Genomic DNA, 16,010 nt, shown 5'->3' on the forward strand with positions numbered 1-16,010 from the left:
CTTGGCAGGACCGGAAGTTCAAGCGATCGGGCGTGCGGGCCGTGCTAATCCAGATCGATGCGGAAGGGCCGGCCTTCGACGCTCATGCTGCCGGGGCCCATCGCATCGAGCGCGCGCAGCATCCGGCCGTCGCGGCCCAGCGCCTTGTCGGCGAGGCTGACGATCAGCCGATTGGGCGCCGCGATCGGCGAGGCCGCGCGGATCAGCCGGGCGATGGACATCTCGTCGCGGTGCGGATTGAGCGCGCAGACGGTGGCGAATGCGCTGGCGGTCGAGCGGCTGATGCCGGCGTAGCAATGCACCACCATCGGTGCGCGGCGATCCCAGCCGCGCACGAAGCTCAGCACCCGCTCGATATGCGTCTCGTTCGGCGCCACGAAGCCGTCCATCTGTTCGACGATGTCGTCCATCGACACTTTCAGATGGTTGGCCGGAAGCACGGAGGGCGGCCGCTGCACCTGGTCGACATTGGCCATCACGGTCAGCACGTGGCTGGCGCCGGTGGCACGAACCGTGTCGGAGAGCGCGGCAAGCGAGCAGACGTGAAGCATGTCGGTCCTTAGGCGTCGGGTGCCGTGATTATAGCGGCTGCTTGCGGACGGGCAAAGGCGGACGGCGCGATGCCGGGTTGTTCGTTTTGCGGCGCAACCGCGGCACGTCTCGCTCTGCTGGCTAAGACGCGTGTAATGCCTTGAAGCGTTCGAGGAACTGCTTTTCGGCCCGCGCTGCGGTCCATGGCGTCAGATAGTCGCGCTCGGTCGCTTCAGGCAATTGCGGATCGCGGCCGAACAGCCGCTTGGCTTCGGCCTGCGAAAATCCCGCCAGATGCGTCGCCTCGAGATAGGCGGCGCCGCGGTCGGCGGCCTTGATCTGCTGGGTGATCTCGTCCGCCAGCACCGCAGGCAGGCCGAAGCGGATATGGATCGCCGACAGCAGCCGCTTTTCCACCGCCTTGTATTCGCCCGCGAGCACCGCCTTGAACGGCGAGATCATGTCGCCGATGACATATTCCGGTGCGTCATGCAGCAGCGCGGCGAGACGATGGCTGATGTCGACGCGCGGCATCTGCTGGCGCATCACGGCCTCGACCAGCAGCGTGTGCTGCGCCACCGAGAAGATGTGCGCGCCCGAGGTCTGACCGTTCCAGCGCGCGACCCGCGCCAGCCCATGCGCAATGTCGACGATCTCGATGTCGAGCGGCGAGGGGTCGAGCAGGTCCAGCCTGCGCCCCGACAACATCCGCTGCCAGGCGCGGTTTGTCTCCGTCGACTTGCGTGCCGTCATTTCTTCTTGAGCCGCGGGCTGCGGAGCTTGCCGCTGCAAGCCTCGTGGCAGAAGCAGGTGACGAGGTGATCGTTGACCATGCCGGTCGCCTGCATGAAGGCATAGACGATGGTGGGGCCGACGAATTTAAAGCCGCGCGCGCCGAGCTCCTTGGAGACCTTGACAGAGATCGGCGTCGAGGCCGGCACGCTCGCGGTGGTCTTGAACTGATTGACCTTCGGCTTGCCGTCGACGAAGTCCCACAGAAATTTCGAGAAGCCGGGGCCTTTCTCCATGATCTCCAGATAGCTCTTCGCGCTCGCCACCGTGCCTTCGATCTTGGCGCGGTTGCGGACGATGCCGGCGTCGTTCATCAGCGCATGCACCTTCTTGTCGGTGTAGCGCGCGATCTTCTCGGGCTGGAAATCGTCGAAGGCTTTGCGGAAATTCTCGCGCTTGCGCAGGATCGTGATCCAGGACAGGCCGGCCTGGAAACCGTCGAGGATCAGCTTTTCAAAGAGCGCGCGGTCGTCATATTCCGGCACGCCCCATTCATTGTCGTGATAGGCGACGTAGAACGCGTCCTCGCCCGGCCACGGGCAGCGCGTCTTGCCGTCGGGATGCAGCTTCGCGGTGCGGCTCATGCGACGGTCTGCTTGGGTGTGGTGCGGACAACGCTGGGGTCGGCGAGGTGAAGCGACAGGCCGCCCGCGGTCAGCGCCAGCCCGGCGTCGAGCGCATCGGCAACGCGATCGATGCGCACCAGCGCCAGGCCTTTATCGCCAGCGGTCGAGCCGATGGTGCCGACCTGCTTGTCGCCGGCCACGATCGTTGCGCCGGCCTCGGGCGAGGGACCATCGAGAATGATCTTTACCGTGCGGGTGCGCGCCGTGCCGCGGTGCTGCATGCGCGACACTACTTCCTGGCCGACATAGCAGCCCTTGTCGAAATCGACGCCGTTGAGGCGGTCCATGTTGGTCTCGTGCGGGAAGGCGTCGCCATACATGAAGTCGAGCCCGCCGCGCGGCACGCCGGTCGCGATTCGATGCGCCTCATAGGCGCTGGAATCGACGAGCTCGGCGCCGATCAGATCAGTGAGCTTCTGCTTCAGATCTTCCGGGATCAGGATGCGCCAGCCGAGCGCCGGGTTGCGCGGATCGGCGAAGGCAAGATCGGGCGTCGCCGCCGGCTCGCCATCCCAGGCTGCGAGCACTCCAAGGCTGTCGGAGAGGTTCTCGACCACGACCTTGGCGCGCAGCTTGTAGAAGCCGAGCTTGTCGGCGAGGCCCTTGGCGAGCGCGCGCGGTGCGTCGATCAGGAAGCCGCCGCCATGGCCGGCCGGCACCTCGGTGATCAGGAAGTCGACGATGATCTTGCCCTGCGGCGTCAGCAGTGCGCCGAACCGGGCCTGTCCCGGCTGCAAGAGTTCGATGTCGGTCGTGATGAGGCCGTTGAGGAAGTTACGGGCGTCCTCGCCAGAGACCTTGATCACGCCCCGATCTGGAAGAAACGCTGCTTTCATTCGCAAAATTGGCTCTTTTTCCAAGTTCCTTGGGAAACGCGCAGGCCGCAGATATCCCCTGCCAAGCTAAGGCGCTAGAGTGCGCCGAACAAGGCCCGCGCGACATCCGAAAGCGGGCGCCGAGGACCGATGAATCAGCATTTTGACACCATTCTAAAATCCGGCACCGTGGTCAATCAGGACGGCGAGGGCGTCCGCGATATCGGCGTCACGAATGGCCGTATCGCCGCGATCGGCTCCCTCGGCCAAGCCTCGGCCGGCGAGGTGATCGACTGCAAGGGCCTGCACATCCTGCCCGGCGTGATGGACACCCAGGTGCATTTCCGCGAGCCCGGGCTGACGCAGAAGGAAGATCTCGAGACCGGTTCGCGCAGCGCCGTGATGGGCGGGGTCACCGCCGTGTTCGAGATGCCGAACACCAATCCGCTGACGGTCACCGAGGCGGCGTTCACCGACAAGATCAAGCGCGCGCATCACCGCATGCATTGCGATTTCGCGTTCTTCATCGGCGGCACCCGCGAGAACGTGCCGGACCTGCCGGCGCTTGAGCGCGCGCCGGGCTGCGCCGGCGTCAAGGTGTTCATCGGCTCCTCCACCGGCGCGCTGCTGGTCGAGGACGACGAGAGCCTGCGGCGGATATTCCAGGTGATCAAGCGCCGTGCCGCGTTCCACGCCGAGGACGAATACCGCCTCAACGAGCGCAAGCCGCTGCGGATCGAGGGCGATCCGCGCTCGCATCCGGTGTGGCGCGACGAGACCGCGGCGCTGATGGCGACCGAGCGGCTGGTCAATCTCGCGCGCGAGACCGGCAAGCGCATCCATGTGCTGCATATCTCGACCAAGGAAGAGATCCTGTATCTGCGCGACCACAAGGATGTCGCCTCCTGCGAGGCGACGCCGCATCACCTCACCATGGCTGCGCCCGAATGCTACGAGCGGCTCGGCACGCTGGCGCAGATGAATCCGCCGGTGCGATCGGCCGATCACCGCGCCGGCATCTGGTACGGCATCGAGCAGGGCATCATCGACGTGCTCGGCTCGGATCACGCGCCGCACACGCTGGAGGAGAAGGACAAGACCTATCCGGCCTCGCCGTCGGGCATGACCGGGGTGCAGACGCTGGTGCCGCTGATGCTCGATCACGTCAATGCAGGACGGCTGTCGCTGGCCCGGTTCGTCGACCTCACCAGCGCGGGGCCGGCGCGGCTGTACAACATCGCCTGCAAGGGCCGCATCGCTGCGGGCTACGATGCCGACTTCACGATCGTCGATCTCAAGCGCAGCGAGACCATCACCAACAAGTGGATCGCCTCGCGCGCGGGCTGGACGCCCTATGACGGCGTGCGGGTGCAGGGCTGGCCGGTCGGCACCTTCGTGCGCGGCAAGCGGGTGATGTGGCAGGGCGAGGTGACGACGCCGTCCACCGGCGAGCCGGTCCGGTTCCTCGAGACGCTCAAACCGTAGCGGGTTTTACTGCCGGGCCAATGCCAGCGAGAATTCGCCGTTGCGCACCCGTGCGGGGATGCCCTCGGCGAATTTCGCCACCGCGTCCTCGCCATAGGTCGTGACGAGCTCGGCCAGCGCCGCAAACAGGCTCGCCTGCGCGAGGCAGTCGCCATCGACGCCATCGTGACGCGCTTCCGCCCAGGCCTCGTTCAAATAGCCCAGTGCTGCCTGCTTCTGCTCGTGGTCGGGACGCGGATCGTCTTGGTGATGGGGGAAGGACGCTGGATGGCGCATGAAACTCTGCAAAATGAATGCGCGCGGTCCGAGGAGCGAACCACTGCGACCCGTGAGATGTATCACGCATGGGGGTACCGCCAAGCCCACTTCTTTCGAAAAGGTTAACGGCCGTTCCGACATTTAAAGGGGAATTCCGGCTATCCCACCTGACGTCAGCCAAATGAGCTGTGGATATGGTCCAGCACCGCGCGCGGCGAGGCGCAGAGATGGCTGGCGCCGGCCGCGGTCAGCTCCTCGGCCGTGCCGTAGCCATAGGTAACGCCAACGGCGCGGATGCCGTTGCGATTCGCCCCGATCACGTCGTGGCTGCGGTCGCCGATCATCAGGGCCTTGGCCGGATCGGCCCCGGTCTCGACCAGCGCGTAGGCGAGCAGGTCGACCTTGTTGACCCGGGTTCCGTCGAACTCCGAGCCGAATACGTGGTCGAAATAGCCGTTAAGCCCGAAATGGGCGACGATCCGGGTCGCGAACACGTGGGGCTTCGAGGTCGCCACGAACATGCGGCCGGGTCGCTCCCGCAGCTCCGCCAGCACCTCGGCGATATCGGGATAGACCGCGTTCTCGAACAGCCCGACATCGCCGAATCGCTCGCGGTAGAGCTCGACCGCGCGGTCGGCGAGCTCCTCGCCGCCGAGCAGCATCGCAAAGCTCGCCCGGAGCGGCGGCCCGATGCACCAGGTCAGCTCGTCCTGCGAGGGAACCGGGCGGCCGAGCTTTTCCAGCGCATACTGGATCGATCCGGTGATGCCGGGCTTCGGGTCGGTCAGGGTGCCGTCGAGGTCGAAGAAGATCGCGCGGTCAGTTGGCATAGCGGGCCGTTAGGTCGCGCGAGATCTTCGAGCCTTCCTCGATGTAGCGGCGGATCGCCACCGTGGCGGCGGGCGTGCAGGTTCGGTAGGTCTGCTGGAAGCCGTTATAGCCGCGGTTGAAGCCGGCGATCATGCGGGCGCGGCGGTCGCCGGAAGGGGTCTCGGCGTCGATCAGCGCCTGCATCTCGTTGCGCCATTTGGCGCCCTCGTTGGCGTTGCAGATGCCGCGCAGATAGTGCAGGGCGCCGAGGATTTCGGCCAGCCGCTGCAGGTCGCCGTCGAACGGCGCAGCCGCGTCCTGCGCCCGGGCGGGCGTCGTGAGGCATGCCGACATCAGGATCACAACGGCGAGAAAGGCTCTGATCATCAGGGGTTCCGGAATGGCCGTGGTATGCCCCCTCAATGCGCCCGAGGCAAGGCGGCAGGACGCTGCAAAGCGCCCGAAACGGCCCCTCAAACCAGCCGCCGGGCCGCCGCAATGACCTCGTGGAGGCCGCCGGTCACCTTGAGGTCGCCGATCTGCTCCGGGGCCAGCCATTTGAAATCGTCGTGCTCGTCGTTTAGCACGGGCTCGCGGGAGGCCCAGCGCGCCGCGAAGGTCATGATCAAATAATGCCCGGTGCCGGGGCCGGTCGGCAGCACCTCGCGCCAGCCGGCGAGCCCGAGGATCTCGACCCGAAGGCCAGTCTCCTCGTCGATCTCCCGGTGCAGCGCGGTGTGCAGCGTCTCGCCGAACTCGACCCGCCCGCCGGGCAGCGAATAGAAGCCCTTGCCGGGCGAGCGGGCGCGGCGCACCAGCAGCACCTTGCCGTCACGGAAGATCACGCCTGATACGGCGAGCTGCGGGCGGATCGGAGGTTCGGGAGAGGTCAAGGCAACAACCGGCTTTTGAGCATGATCCGGAAACGTGGAGGCATATAGCCCGATAAGTCAGGCGCCCGCCATGATCCGATCGACATCGGCCTCTGCGGCGCCGTTGATGACACCCGCGGTCTGCATCACCAGCGGCTTGACCCAGACGATGGCCTGCTCGGCGAGCGCGACCCGGCTTTTGTCCTGCTGCAACTGCCGCATCGCGACGCCGACCTCCGTCAGGATCCTGGTCATGCTGTCGGTCAGCTGGTCGAATTCGGCCCGGATACTGGCGTTCGCCATCTCATAGGCCTCGATCGCGAGGTCACGCGCCTTGAAATTGGACGCGGTGAAATGCTCGGCATAGGACAGCGGCTGCCATTCCAGGAAATCGTCGGCGCATTCCGGCAGGTCCGGTACCATCTCCAGCAGCATGATGGCTTCGTTGAAGTGATTGAGGTAGTCGGTTGCAAGCCCGGTGCGGGGATTGATGTTGGCAGCGCGCAACTGCGCCGCCCGCGCCTCGTCGGGGTACGTCGGTCGCGGGGAAGAGCCCGCTATGGCGGCCGTTGAGGTCATTGATGGCAGTCTTTAACGCTCCAAGTTAAGGCAGAATAAACGGATACCACTCTGGACGGAATATGTGCGGACGCTTTGTCATAACCTCGCCGCCGGCGGCCTTGCGGGAGATGTTCGGCTATATCGAGCAGCCGAATTTTCCGCCGCGGTACAATGTTGCGCCGACCCAGCCGATCCCGGTGGTGCTGCTGCAGAATGGCGGCCGGCATTTTCAATTGATGCGCTGGGGCCTGATCCCGTCCTGGGTCAAGGACCCCCGCACTTTCTCGCTGTTGATCAACGCGCGCTCTGAGACCGTGCGGGAGAAGCCCGCCTTCAAGAACGCGATCAAGCGGCGCCGCGCGCTGATTCCGGCCGACGGCTATTACGAATGGCAGGACGCCGGCGGCCGCAAGCGGCCGTTCTTCATCCATCGCCGCGACGGCCATCCGCTCGCCTTCGCAGCGCTTGCCGAGACCTGGATGGGCCCGAACGGCGAGGAGCAGGACACGGTCGCGATCGTCACCGCGCCGGCGAGCGCGGACCTCGCGCAGCTGCATCACCGCGTCCCCGTCACGATCCGCCCCGAGCAATTCGCGCGCTGGCTCGACTGCCTGCCCAACGACGTCGACGACGTGATGCCGCTGCTGAAGGGGCCCGACGTCGGCGAGTTCGCCTGGCACCAGGTGACGATGCGGGTCAACGCGGTCGCCAACGACGACGCGCAATTGCTGCTGCCGATGACCGCGGAAGATATCGCGGCGGAGGAAGCGCCGGCGCCGAAGAAGGCCGCGCCGCGCAAGACGACGGCGCGGGAAGACGATGGGCAAGGGTCGCTGTTCTAGCGGCTGGCCGAAGCCGCGCTGCGCGGTGTCGAGTTTCGCCCACGTTTCTCCACATCGTCGTCCTGGCGAAAGCCAACCCATAACCACCGCATTTGATTGCAAGCGGGATCGCGGCCCCAGCGCCGCGCAACAGCCGGCACTCGGGGTAGTGGGTCCTGGCTTTCGCCAGGACGACGATGGGGTGGTTACCCCTTCACTGACGCCACGCCCTCGATCTCGATCAGCATCTTCGGATTGGGCAGCGCCACCACCACGCAGGTGGTGCGGGCGGGGTAGGGCGCGGGGCCGAATGCGCCGGCATAGAGCGCGTTCATCGCGGCAACGTCGCTGGCGCGGGTCAGCAGCACGTTGACCTTGACGAGGTCGCGCATCGTCGCGCCCGCCTCGGTCAGCACGCGCTTGAAGTTGGTGACGACGTTGGCGAACTGCGCCTCGAAGCTGTCGGGCAATTCGCGGTTGGCGTCGAAGCCGGGAATGCCGGATATGAACAGCAAATCGCCGACGCGGGCGCCGAACGAGAGCGGCGGCGCCTGGACGCCGGGCGGAGGAGGGAAGTGCTTGATCTCTGTCATGAGGTCACCCGTCTGCGCGAGATGGAAGGGGAGAGGTTTCGATGATGTTTGGCGCGGCCGCCCGCCGGCGCCAGACCTCGTTGCCGAACATGCCCGCCAGCATCGCGACGACGAACACCACGATCGGCAGCGAGAGCCCGGCGAGGTTGACCAGCGCCGGCCCGGGGCAGATGCCGGCGAGGCCCCAGCCGATGCCGAACAGCACGGCGCCGCCAACCAGCGGCGCATCGATGTCGTTGCGATCGGGCCATACGAAGCGCGCCGACAAGGCGGGCGCGGCGCGCTGCCGCGCGATCGCAAAGCCTATGGCGGCTACCGCAACCGCGCCCGCCATCACGAAGGCGAGCGTCGCGTCCCAGGCGCCGAACAGGTCGAGGAAGCCGAGCACCTTCTGCGGATCGGTCATGCCCGAGATCAGTAGGCCCGCGCCGAAGATCAGGCCGCAGATGAAGCTTGCGAGGATTTGCATCGCTAGCCTCCGATACTGTGCCGGACGATCGCAACCGTCGCGATCGCCGCCGTCATGAAGATGAACGTGGCCGTGATCGAGCGGCCGGACAGCCGCGCGAAGCCGCAGACGCCATGGCCCGAGGTGCAGCCATTGCCCATGCGGGTGCCGAGCCCGACCAGGAGGCCCGCGATCGCGATCACCGCGAGGCTTCCGTTCATCGCCGGCCGCGGCAGCGGCGCGCCGAACAGGGCCGCGGTCAGCGGTGCCGCGATCAGCCCTGCGATGAACGCGATACGCCAGCCGCGATCGCTGGTATCGGGCTGGAGCAGGCCGCCGGCGATGCCGGTAACCCCTGCGATTCGTCCGGTCAGCAGCATCAGCAGCGCTGCGGCGAGCCCGATCAGCGCGCCGCCGGCAAGGCCGGACAATGGGGTGAAATTGTGCATCGATGCCGGTCCCTGTTGCGCAAACTCCTCAGCGATGGCGCAAAGCGGTGGCCGCACATGCGCCAATGGTCGCGCGAATATAGCGGCAATGATAGACTCCGCGCGAACATGAACAAGCGCAATCCCGCGTGTTTTGCCGGCATTTCGAGGTGCCGCCGCCCGGTCGGATTGCCGGGATTCGATCTGGAGAACTCCCCATGAGATTGTCATCCGCTGCCCGCGCCGTGCTGTTCGCGCTGGCGCTGCTCACCGGATCGTCCGCCGCGCTGGCCGACGAGGGCGCGGTGACGCTCGTGATCTTCAAGGGCGGCTGGGTGTTCGGCGGCTCCGCCGGCAAGGGCGTCCTGACCTTCCATGGCCAGACCTATGGTCTGACGGCCGGCGGGCTGGATTACGGCCTCGTGTTCGGCGGCTCGCAGACCACATTGCAGGGCCGGGTGCGCAACATCCGCCGCGCCCAGGATATCGCCGGCGTCTACGCCGCGGCCGGCATGGGCGTTGCGCTCGGCGCCGGCGTGCGCGGCATCCTGCTGACCAACCAGAACGGCGCGGTGCTCGAACTGAGCGGCAAGCAGGTCGGCCTGATGGCCAATGTCGATCTCAGCGGGCTGGCGATCACGTTGAAGGAATAAGCGTTGCGTAGGGTGGATTAGCGAAGCGTAATCCACCGACTTTTATCCGCGACGGTGGGTTACGCCTTCGGCTAACCCACCCTACGTTTCCCTGATCCATTCGGCGAGCTCGCGCCACGGCTGCAAGCTCCAATGCCCTGACGCGGCACCCGACGGCGACGGGAGCACGAACACATTGGGAAATCCATCGATCGACGGCTGCGGCCCGTGCGCAAGCACGCTGGTCGCTTTGCCGTAAAACAGGCTCGCCGCCTTCTTGCTGGTGAAGGCGATGGTCTTCGGCCGATATGTCTCGATCTTCATCCTGAAGCCGATCACATCGAACGAGCGGCGCGCGATCTCATGATCCATCCCGGCGCCGGTCTTGGAAAGATCGGTGAAGCCGATGCCGAGTGCGAGCAATGCCGCGAACTCGTCGGGCCGATAACGTCGCGGCGTGATGCCGGCCTCATGCAGCGCGCGACAGAACCGGTTGCCGGGATGCGCGTAGTAATGCCCGACCGCGGCCGAGCGTGTGCTGGCCGCGGTGCCGACGAACACCAAGCGCAGGTCGGCGCGGAGCTGGTCGGGGAGGCGGTGAAGATTGCTGTCGGACATCGCAACGCGGTACCGGTGGCCTTGCCTAGTCGAACTCGCCCTTCGGCAAACCCAGCTTCTCGACCAGGCTGTGCAACAGCGCAAGCTGCCCTCTGGTAATTTTTCTGAACGCCTCGTTCAACGCAAACCAGCCGGCGCGATCCGCCTCGGGAAACTCCGCGAGCCGGCCCGACCGTGGCGGCCACTCCATTTTGAACGTGTTGCTCCTGAACGCCGCAAGGTCGAAGTCGCCTTCGAAGGCCCAGGCGCTGACCAGCTTGCCACTGGGCTGCCTGAAGCTGCCAAGCGCGATGAAGCTGCCAGCCGGCCGCTGTCCCGTTTCCTCCTCGAATTCGCGTTGCGCGGCAATCAGCGGATCTTCGCCTTCCTCATGGAGGCCCTTGGGGATCGACCATGCGCCGTCATCCTTCTTCGCCCAAAATGGGCCGCCGGGATGCACCAGCAGCACCTCGAGGCCGTGACTGCGGCGAAACATCAGGAGACCGGCGCTGCGCTGGGGCATGATCGATCCTGCAAGCTTGCCGCGATGCCAAAGCATGATCCGGAAAAGTGCGAAGCGGTTTTCCGAAATGATCATGCTCAGACAAAGAAGCTAAAGCGCGACGACGATTCAACCAAATCTCATCGCGCTTTAGCGCGCCGGCTCCTTGATCTCGTCCTCAGTCGCCACCGCCTGCGCCGGACCGGTCGATCGCACCATCAGGAACCGTCCCGAGAACGCCGTGCCGCGAATGCTCCAGCGGCCGTCGATCTCGGTCGCATCGGCATTGACCGCGCCTTCATAATGCACGGTGTCATAGCCGTAGCCAGCCGGCTCGTAGCGCTTGACGAACGTCACCGCGCTGCCGGAGCGATGACCCGCAAGCGACGCATTGTGGGTGCTAATCGGGCAGCCCGGTGCGACGCATGGCTCGGTCACGCTGCCGCCGAGCGCGCCGCCGGCGTCGATCAGCGTTGCCAGGAAGGTGACCATGCCGCTGGGCTGCACATAGCTGCCGTCCCAGACGCCGGTGAGATTGTCGGTCATGTCGCTTGTCCGGATTTCCGCGCCTTGAAACGCACCGATCGATGTGGAGCTTGCAGCGCCTCAACGCAAGTCGCGTGCGCCGCGGCGCGGTTGCCTGATCCGGCAAAACGGTCTGTAATCCAGACCAACAGATCAAGAAGAATTTTGGAGCGGGAATCATGGGAGAGGCGAAAACCTATTACGAGGTGATCGTGGTCGGCGCCGGCGTCGCGGGCATCTACCAGATCAAGCGGCTGGCCGATCTCGGCATCGATGCCATCGTGCTGGAAGCCGCGCCCGATCTCGGCGGCACCTGGTACTGGAACCGCTATCCCGGCTGCCGTTTCGACTCGGAGAGCTACACCTACGGCTTCTCGTTCTCGCGCGAGCTGCTCGACGAATGGCACTGGAAGGAGCGCTTCTCCGGCCAGCCCGAGAATTTGCGCTACCTCAACTACGTCGCCGACAAGTTCGATCTGCGCAAGTACATGCAGTTCAACTGCAAGGTCGAGACCATGCAGTTCGACGAGCCGCGCGATCTCTGGGTACTGAAGCTGAACGACGGCCGCGAGCTGACCTGCCGCTTCGTCGTGCTCGCGATCGGGCTCTTGTCCGCGCCGACCATGCCGCGCGTGCCCGGGATCGAGGACTTCAAGGGACTCTCATTTCACACCTATTACTGGCCGCACGAGCCGGTCGATCTCGCGGGCAAGAAGGTCGCGGTGATCGGCACGGGCGCCACCGGCATCCAGCTGATCGGCGAGATCGCCGACAAGGCCGGCGAGTTGACCGTGTTCCAGCGCCGGCCGAACTGGAGCGCGCCGCTCAACAACTCTGCAATCTCGGAAGAAGAGATGGCCGACATCCGCGCGCGCTACGACGAGATCTTCGCCGCCTGCGCGCTGACCCCGGGCAGTTTCGTCCATGGCCCCGACAAGCGCGGCTTCTACGAGGTGAGCCGCGAGGAGCGGCTGGCACTGTGGGACAAGCTCTACGACGAGCCCGGTTTCGGCATCTGGCTCGCGAACTTCCGCGAGATTTTTATGGATGAAGCCGCCAATGCGGAGCTGTCGGAATATATCGCAGGCCGCATCCGCCAGCGCGTCAACGATCCGAAGGTTGCGGAGAAGCTGATCCCCAGAGATCACGGCTTCGGCGTGCAGCGCCTGCCGCTGGAGACAAACTATTTCGAGGCCTATAACCGCGACAACGTCCATCTCGTCGACCTCAGCGAGACGCCGCTGGTCCGCGTCACCGAAACGGGCCTGCGTACCACCGAGCGCGACTACGCCTTCGACATCATCGTCTACGCCACCGGCTTCGACGCCATCACCGGCGCCTACGATCTGATCGATATCAGGGGCATCGGCGGCGCGCGCCTCGCCGACAAATGGAAGCACGCGCCGTCCACCTTCCTCGGCATGCTCGTGCACGGCTTCCCGAACCTGTTGATGCCGACCGGCCCGCAAAGCGCCTCCGCCTCGACGAACTTCCCGCGCGGCATCGAGAACGGCGTCAACTGGTGCACCAATCTGCTGCAATACATGTGGGACCGCGGCCTGACCCGCGCCGACGCCACGCTGGAGGCGCAAGAGCGCTGGACCGCACATGTCGCAAAAATGTACGAGATCATGCTGATGCGCAAAGCCAAGGGCTGGTTCACCGGCTACAACTCCAACGTCCCCGGGCATGAGGAGGGGACGGTGCGGTACTTCGTCTACAACGGAGGGACGCCGAAGTTTTTGGCGATCATCAACGGTGTGGCGGAAAAGGGGTATCAGGAGATTGAGTTTGGGGCGGGGGCAGCGACACCTGCCTCGCATCGTAGGGTGGGTTAGCGCAGCGTAACCCACCGTCTTCCCGTCGACCAATCGGTGGGTTACGCCTTCGGCTAACCCACCCTACGGACTGGTAGCCCGGATGAGCGTAGCGATATGCGGCGGCAAAGGGCCCCTGATATCGCTTCGCTCACCCGGCTACTTGCTCAAGCCGTCGCCACCCCCGATCACATCGAGCAGCGAACATACGGTGTCTCCATTGACACCGGTTCCTTGGAGCTGAGCGTGATCGTGTTCTCTCCGGAGAGTTTCACGTCGAATGTGACGTCCGAAATCGCGATGCCGTCCGAGCAGGCCGCGACCAATCGTACATTCTGTCCATCATCGTGCATCGATTTGATCGTGCATTTTTGAAACGTGCCGGAGATTTGCTTGCCCTGCACGATCAAGCCGCCTGCATGGAGATCGGCATTCTGCTTGAACGCGAGCTTGTTGTTCACCTTGGTGAAGATGTCGTTGCAGGCCGATGCGTCCATTGCCCAGGCTCCGTCCAAACTCCCGGCCTGGGTCGGTGCCGATTGCGCAATGAGAAGGACGAATAGCGCCGCATTGAAAGATTTCATGAAACTCTCCAGTTAAAGAGGCAATGGGATAGAGTATTCTCTATGAACCGGACGTGGGAATTGTCGTCGTCTGCAAGGCAACGGGGATGACACCTCCGACATCGCCCTCGACTTTGAGCATATAGAAAGCGATGAGATCGCGGACCTTTCGTTGATCCAGATCAAATATTGGACCACTCCGCGGGAGTGCCTGCCTTCGAAGCAAAAGAGGCCGGGCTTTCGCCCGGCCTTCGTTGTCTGATGGATGTCCGGGTCAAGCCCGGGCATGACGCGCGGTGAGGGGGCGCGCCCTCACAGCACCCGGTTGCTCTCCTTCACCTTGTCCGCGTCGAGATAGAGGTTCTCGCCCATCTCCTTGAACTTGGCGCTCATTGTCGCCATCCCCGCCTTCGCCAAGGCTTCGGCGGGTAAACCGTCCTCGATGGTGCCTGCCGCCGACATCCCGACGCCGGTCGGGTCGTTGAGGGTCGCGGCGTAGTCGCGGACGTCCTGGGTGATCTTCATCGAGCAGAATTTCGGGCCGCACATCGAGCAGAAATGCGCGACCTTGTGGGCTTCCTTCGGCAGGGTCTCGTCGTGGAAGTTCTTCGCGGTCTCGGGATCGAGGCCGAGGTTGAACTGGTCCTGCCAGCGGAAGTCGAAGCGGGCACGGCTGAGCGCATCGTCGCGGAGCTGCGCGGCGGGGTGGCCCTTGGCGAGGTCGGCGGCGTGGGCGGCGATCTTGTAGGTGATGACGCCGGTCTTGACGTCATTGCGGTCGGGGAGACCCAGATGCTCCTTCGGCGTGACGTAGCAGAGCATCGCGCAGCCGAACCAGCCGATCATCGCAGCCCCGATACCCGAGGTGATGTGATCATAGCCCGGTGCGATGTCAGTCGTCAGCGGGCCCAACGTATAGAAGGGCGCCTCGCCGCACTCCTTGAGCTGCTTGTCCATGTTGATCTTGATCTTGTGCATCGGCACGTGGCCGGGGCCCTCGATCATGACCTGGCAGCCCTTGTCCCACGCGATCTTCGTGAGCTCGCCGAGCGTCTCCAGTTCGGCGAACTGCGCGCGGTCGTTGGCGTCGGCGATCGAACCCGGGCGCAGGCCGTCGCCGAGCGAGAACGAGACGTCATACTTGCGCATCAGGTCGCAGATCTCGTCGAAATGGGTGTAGAGGAAGCTCTCCTTGTGATGCGCCAGGCACCACTTCGCCATGATCGAGCCGCCGCGCGAGACGATGCCGGTGACGCGGTTGGCGGTGAGGTGGATGTAGGCGAGGCGCACGCCGGCATGGATCGTGAAATAGTCGACGCCCTGTTCGCACTGCTCGATCAGGGTGTCCTTGTAGAGCTCCCAGGTCAGCTTGACGGGATCGCCGTCGCACTTCTCCAGCGCCTGGTAGATCGGCACGGTGCCGATCGGCACCGGCGAGTTGCGCAAAATCCATTCGCGGGTGGTGTGGATGTTGCGCCCCGTGGAGAGGTCCATCACGGTGTCGGCGCCCCAGCGGATCGCCCACACCATCTTGTCGACCTCCTCCTCGACCGACGAGGTCACCGCCGAGTTGCCGATATTGGCGTTGATCTTGGTCAGGAAGTTGCGGCCGATGATCATCGGCTCCAACTCAGCGTGGTTGATGTTGGAGGGGATGATGGCGCGGCCGCGCGCGATCTCGTCGCGGACGAATTCCGGCGTGATGAAGGCGGGGACCGAGGCGCCGAAGCTCTCGCCGTCGGCAAGCGCGGCTTCCGCGCGCTCGAGCTGAAGCTTGCGGCCGAGATTCTCGCGCTCGGCGACGTAGACCATCTCCTTGGTGATGATGCCGGCGCGGGCGAATTCTAGCTGGGTGATCTTGTGGCCGTCGAGGCCGCGCAGCGGCCTGTGGTGCGCGGTGAACGCCTTGGCGGCGTGGGCTGCGCCGACATTGCCGTTGTCCTCGGGCTTGATGGTGCGGCCCTCATACTCCTCGACGCCGCCGCGCTCTTTGACCCAGGCGAGCCGATTGCGCGGCAGGCCGGCATTGACGTCGATCGTGACGCTGGGATCGGTGTAGGGGCCCGAGGTGTCATAGACCGGCAGGTTGGGCTCGCCGGCGCCTTCCGACAGGATGATTTCGCGCAGCGGCACGCGGATGTCGGGTGCGGCGGCAGGCGTCGCGAAGATCTTGCGCGAGGCGGGCAGCGAGCCTGTCGTGACGGCGGGACGGGTGGCGTCGGGGTTGGAGCGGATGTTCATGAGGATTCCTCCGTTTTAATTCGTGTGCGATATGTTGACCTCGTCATCCTGAGGAGCGCGAAGCGCGTCTCGAAGGATGAACGAGCCCGGCCG

21 protein-coding genes are annotated in these 16,010 nt (G+C 65.0%); 4 read left to right on the forward strand and 17 right to left on the reverse strand.

Going from position 1 to position 16,010, the window contains the following annotated elements; genetic code table 11:
• Positions 1-44: 44 nt before the first annotated feature.
• The 4 genes from ACVIW0_RS08990 to ygfZ all read right to left on the reverse strand — a co-directional run bounded on the left by ACVIW0_RS08990 (position 45) and on the right by ygfZ (position 2,836).
• On the reverse strand, positions 45-551 hold the full coding sequence (locus tag ACVIW0_RS08990) for a tyrosine phosphatase family protein (protein WP_461351990.1): 507 nt from the start codon (positions 549-551) through the stop codon (positions 45-47).
• 121 nt (positions 552-672) lie between these two features.
• The gene (locus ACVIW0_RS08995; RefSeq protein ID WP_461351991.1) at positions 673-1,284 is read right to left on the reverse strand and encodes a YfbR-like 5'-deoxynucleotidase; all 612 of its coding nucleotides are present in this window, start codon (positions 1,282-1,284) and stop codon (positions 673-675) included.
• Positions 1,281-1,907: a DNA-3-methyladenine glycosylase I gene (locus ACVIW0_RS09000; RefSeq protein ID WP_461351992.1), complete on the reverse strand. Its 627-nt coding sequence runs from the start codon at positions 1,905-1,907 to the stop codon at positions 1,281-1,283. The genes ACVIW0_RS08995 and ACVIW0_RS09000 overlap by 4 nt, the downstream gene beginning before the upstream one ends.
• Positions 1,904-2,836 (reverse strand): CAF17-like 4Fe-4S cluster assembly/insertion protein YgfZ, encoded by a 933-nt coding sequence (ygfZ, locus tag ACVIW0_RS09005; RefSeq protein WP_461357282.1) that lies wholly within the window; start codon positions 2,834-2,836, stop codon positions 1,904-1,906. The genes ACVIW0_RS09000 and ygfZ overlap by 4 nt, the downstream gene beginning before the upstream one ends.
• Before the next feature lie 78 nt (positions 2,837-2,914).
• On the opposite strand from ygfZ, the gene ACVIW0_RS09010 reads away from it, so the two are divergent.
• Complete coding sequence (locus tag ACVIW0_RS09010) at positions 2,915-4,249, forward strand: dihydroorotase (protein WP_461351993.1); 1,335 nt, start codon at positions 2,915-2,917, stop codon at positions 4,247-4,249.
• A gap of 6 nt (positions 4,250-4,255) precedes the next feature.
• On the opposite strand, the gene ACVIW0_RS09015 is transcribed toward ACVIW0_RS09010, so the two are convergent.
• The 5 genes from ACVIW0_RS09015 to ACVIW0_RS09035 form a co-directional block, all read right to left on the reverse strand.
• Positions 4,256-4,525: a hypothetical protein gene (locus ACVIW0_RS09015; RefSeq protein WP_461351994.1), complete on the reverse strand. Its 270-nt coding sequence runs from the start codon at positions 4,523-4,525 to the stop codon at positions 4,256-4,258.
• A gap of 155 nt (positions 4,526-4,680) precedes the next feature.
• Entirely contained in the window at positions 4,681-5,337 is a 657-nt protein-coding gene (locus ACVIW0_RS09020) for an HAD family hydrolase (RefSeq protein WP_461351995.1), read from the reverse strand.
• Entirely contained in the window at positions 5,327-5,704 is a 378-nt protein-coding gene (locus ACVIW0_RS09025; protein WP_461351996.1) for a TIGR02301 family protein, read from the reverse strand. The genes ACVIW0_RS09020 and ACVIW0_RS09025 overlap by 11 nt, the downstream gene beginning before the upstream one ends.
• Positions 5,705-5,790: 86 nt before the next feature.
• Entirely contained in the window at positions 5,791-6,210 is a 420-nt protein-coding gene (locus ACVIW0_RS09030; protein WP_461351997.1) for an NUDIX hydrolase, read from the reverse strand.
• A gap of 57 nt (positions 6,211-6,267) precedes the next feature.
• Positions 6,268-6,768 carry a hypothetical protein gene (locus tag ACVIW0_RS09035; protein ID WP_461351998.1) on the reverse strand — a complete coding sequence of 167 codons (501 nt, stop codon included), beginning with the start codon at positions 6,766-6,768 and terminating at the stop codon, positions 6,268-6,270.
• Between the two features lie 62 nt (positions 6,769-6,830).
• Here ACVIW0_RS09035 and ACVIW0_RS09040 point away from each other — a divergent pair, with 62 nt between their 5' ends.
• Complete coding sequence (locus ACVIW0_RS09040; RefSeq protein WP_461351999.1) at positions 6,831-7,592, forward strand: SOS response-associated peptidase; 762 nt, start codon at positions 6,831-6,833, stop codon at positions 7,590-7,592.
• A 185-nt stretch (positions 7,593-7,777) separates the two neighbouring features.
• On the opposite strand, the gene ACVIW0_RS09045 is transcribed toward ACVIW0_RS09040, so the two are convergent.
• The 3 genes from ACVIW0_RS09045 to ACVIW0_RS09055 are packed head-to-tail and all read right to left on the reverse strand — an operon-like array spanning position 7,778 to position 9,271.
• Positions 7,778-8,164 (reverse strand): RidA family protein, encoded by a 387-nt coding sequence (locus ACVIW0_RS09045; protein ID WP_461352000.1) that lies wholly within the window; start codon positions 8,162-8,164, stop codon positions 7,778-7,780.
• A gap of 4 nt (positions 8,165-8,168) precedes the next feature.
• Entirely contained in the window at positions 8,169-8,633 is a 465-nt protein-coding gene (locus tag ACVIW0_RS09050; RefSeq protein ID WP_461352001.1) for a DUF6691 family protein, read from the reverse strand.
• Between the two features lie 2 nt (positions 8,634-8,635).
• Positions 8,636-9,271, reverse strand: a complete 636-nt coding sequence (locus ACVIW0_RS09055; RefSeq protein ID WP_461352002.1) for a YeeE/YedE family protein — start codon at positions 9,269-9,271, stop codon at positions 8,636-8,638.
• Between ACVIW0_RS09055 and ACVIW0_RS09060 the strand changes: the two genes are divergently transcribed.
• On the forward strand, positions 9,259-9,693 hold the full coding sequence (locus ACVIW0_RS09060; protein ID WP_461352003.1) for a hypothetical protein: 435 nt from the start codon (positions 9,259-9,261) through the stop codon (positions 9,691-9,693). The genes ACVIW0_RS09055 and ACVIW0_RS09060 overlap by 13 nt on opposite strands.
• Before the next feature lie 81 nt (positions 9,694-9,774).
• Here ACVIW0_RS09060 and ACVIW0_RS09065 read toward each other — a convergent pair whose 3' ends face one another.
• The 3 genes from ACVIW0_RS09065 to ACVIW0_RS09075 all read right to left on the reverse strand — a co-directional run bounded on the left by ACVIW0_RS09065 (position 9,775) and on the right by ACVIW0_RS09075 (position 11,317).
• On the reverse strand, positions 9,775-10,290 hold the full coding sequence (locus ACVIW0_RS09065) for a mismatch-specific DNA-glycosylase (protein ID WP_461352004.1): 516 nt from the start codon (positions 10,288-10,290) through the stop codon (positions 9,775-9,777).
• Between the two features lie 25 nt (positions 10,291-10,315).
• The gene (locus ACVIW0_RS09070; RefSeq protein WP_461352005.1) at positions 10,316-10,792 is read right to left on the reverse strand and encodes an NUDIX domain-containing protein; all 477 of its coding nucleotides are present in this window, start codon (positions 10,790-10,792) and stop codon (positions 10,316-10,318) included.
• 129 nt (positions 10,793-10,921) lie between these two features.
• Complete coding sequence (locus tag ACVIW0_RS09075; protein WP_461352006.1) at positions 10,922-11,317, reverse strand: hypothetical protein; 396 nt, start codon at positions 11,315-11,317, stop codon at positions 10,922-10,924.
• Positions 11,318-11,475: 158 nt separating this feature from the next.
• Here ACVIW0_RS09075 and ACVIW0_RS09080 point away from each other — a divergent pair, with 158 nt between their 5' ends.
• A complete protein-coding gene (locus ACVIW0_RS09080; RefSeq protein WP_461352007.1) occupies positions 11,476-13,134 on the forward strand; it encodes a flavin-containing monooxygenase in 1,659 nt (552 codons plus the stop codon).
• A 167-nt stretch (positions 13,135-13,301) separates the two neighbouring features.
• Here the strand turns inward: ACVIW0_RS09080 and ACVIW0_RS09085 are convergent, their stop codons facing one another.
• Both ACVIW0_RS09085 and thiC read right to left on the reverse strand, forming a co-directional pair.
• Entirely contained in the window at positions 13,302-13,697 is a 396-nt protein-coding gene (locus ACVIW0_RS09085) for a hypothetical protein (protein ID WP_461352008.1), read from the reverse strand.
• Positions 13,698-13,988: 291 nt separating this feature from the next.
• Positions 13,989-15,917 carry a phosphomethylpyrimidine synthase ThiC gene (gene thiC / locus ACVIW0_RS09090; RefSeq protein ID WP_461352009.1) on the reverse strand — a complete coding sequence of 643 codons (1,929 nt, stop codon included), beginning with the start codon at positions 15,915-15,917 and terminating at the stop codon, positions 13,989-13,991.
• Positions 15,918-16,010: the final 93 nt, after the last annotated feature.

The organism is Bradyrhizobium sp. USDA 4454 (assembly GCF_054822705.1).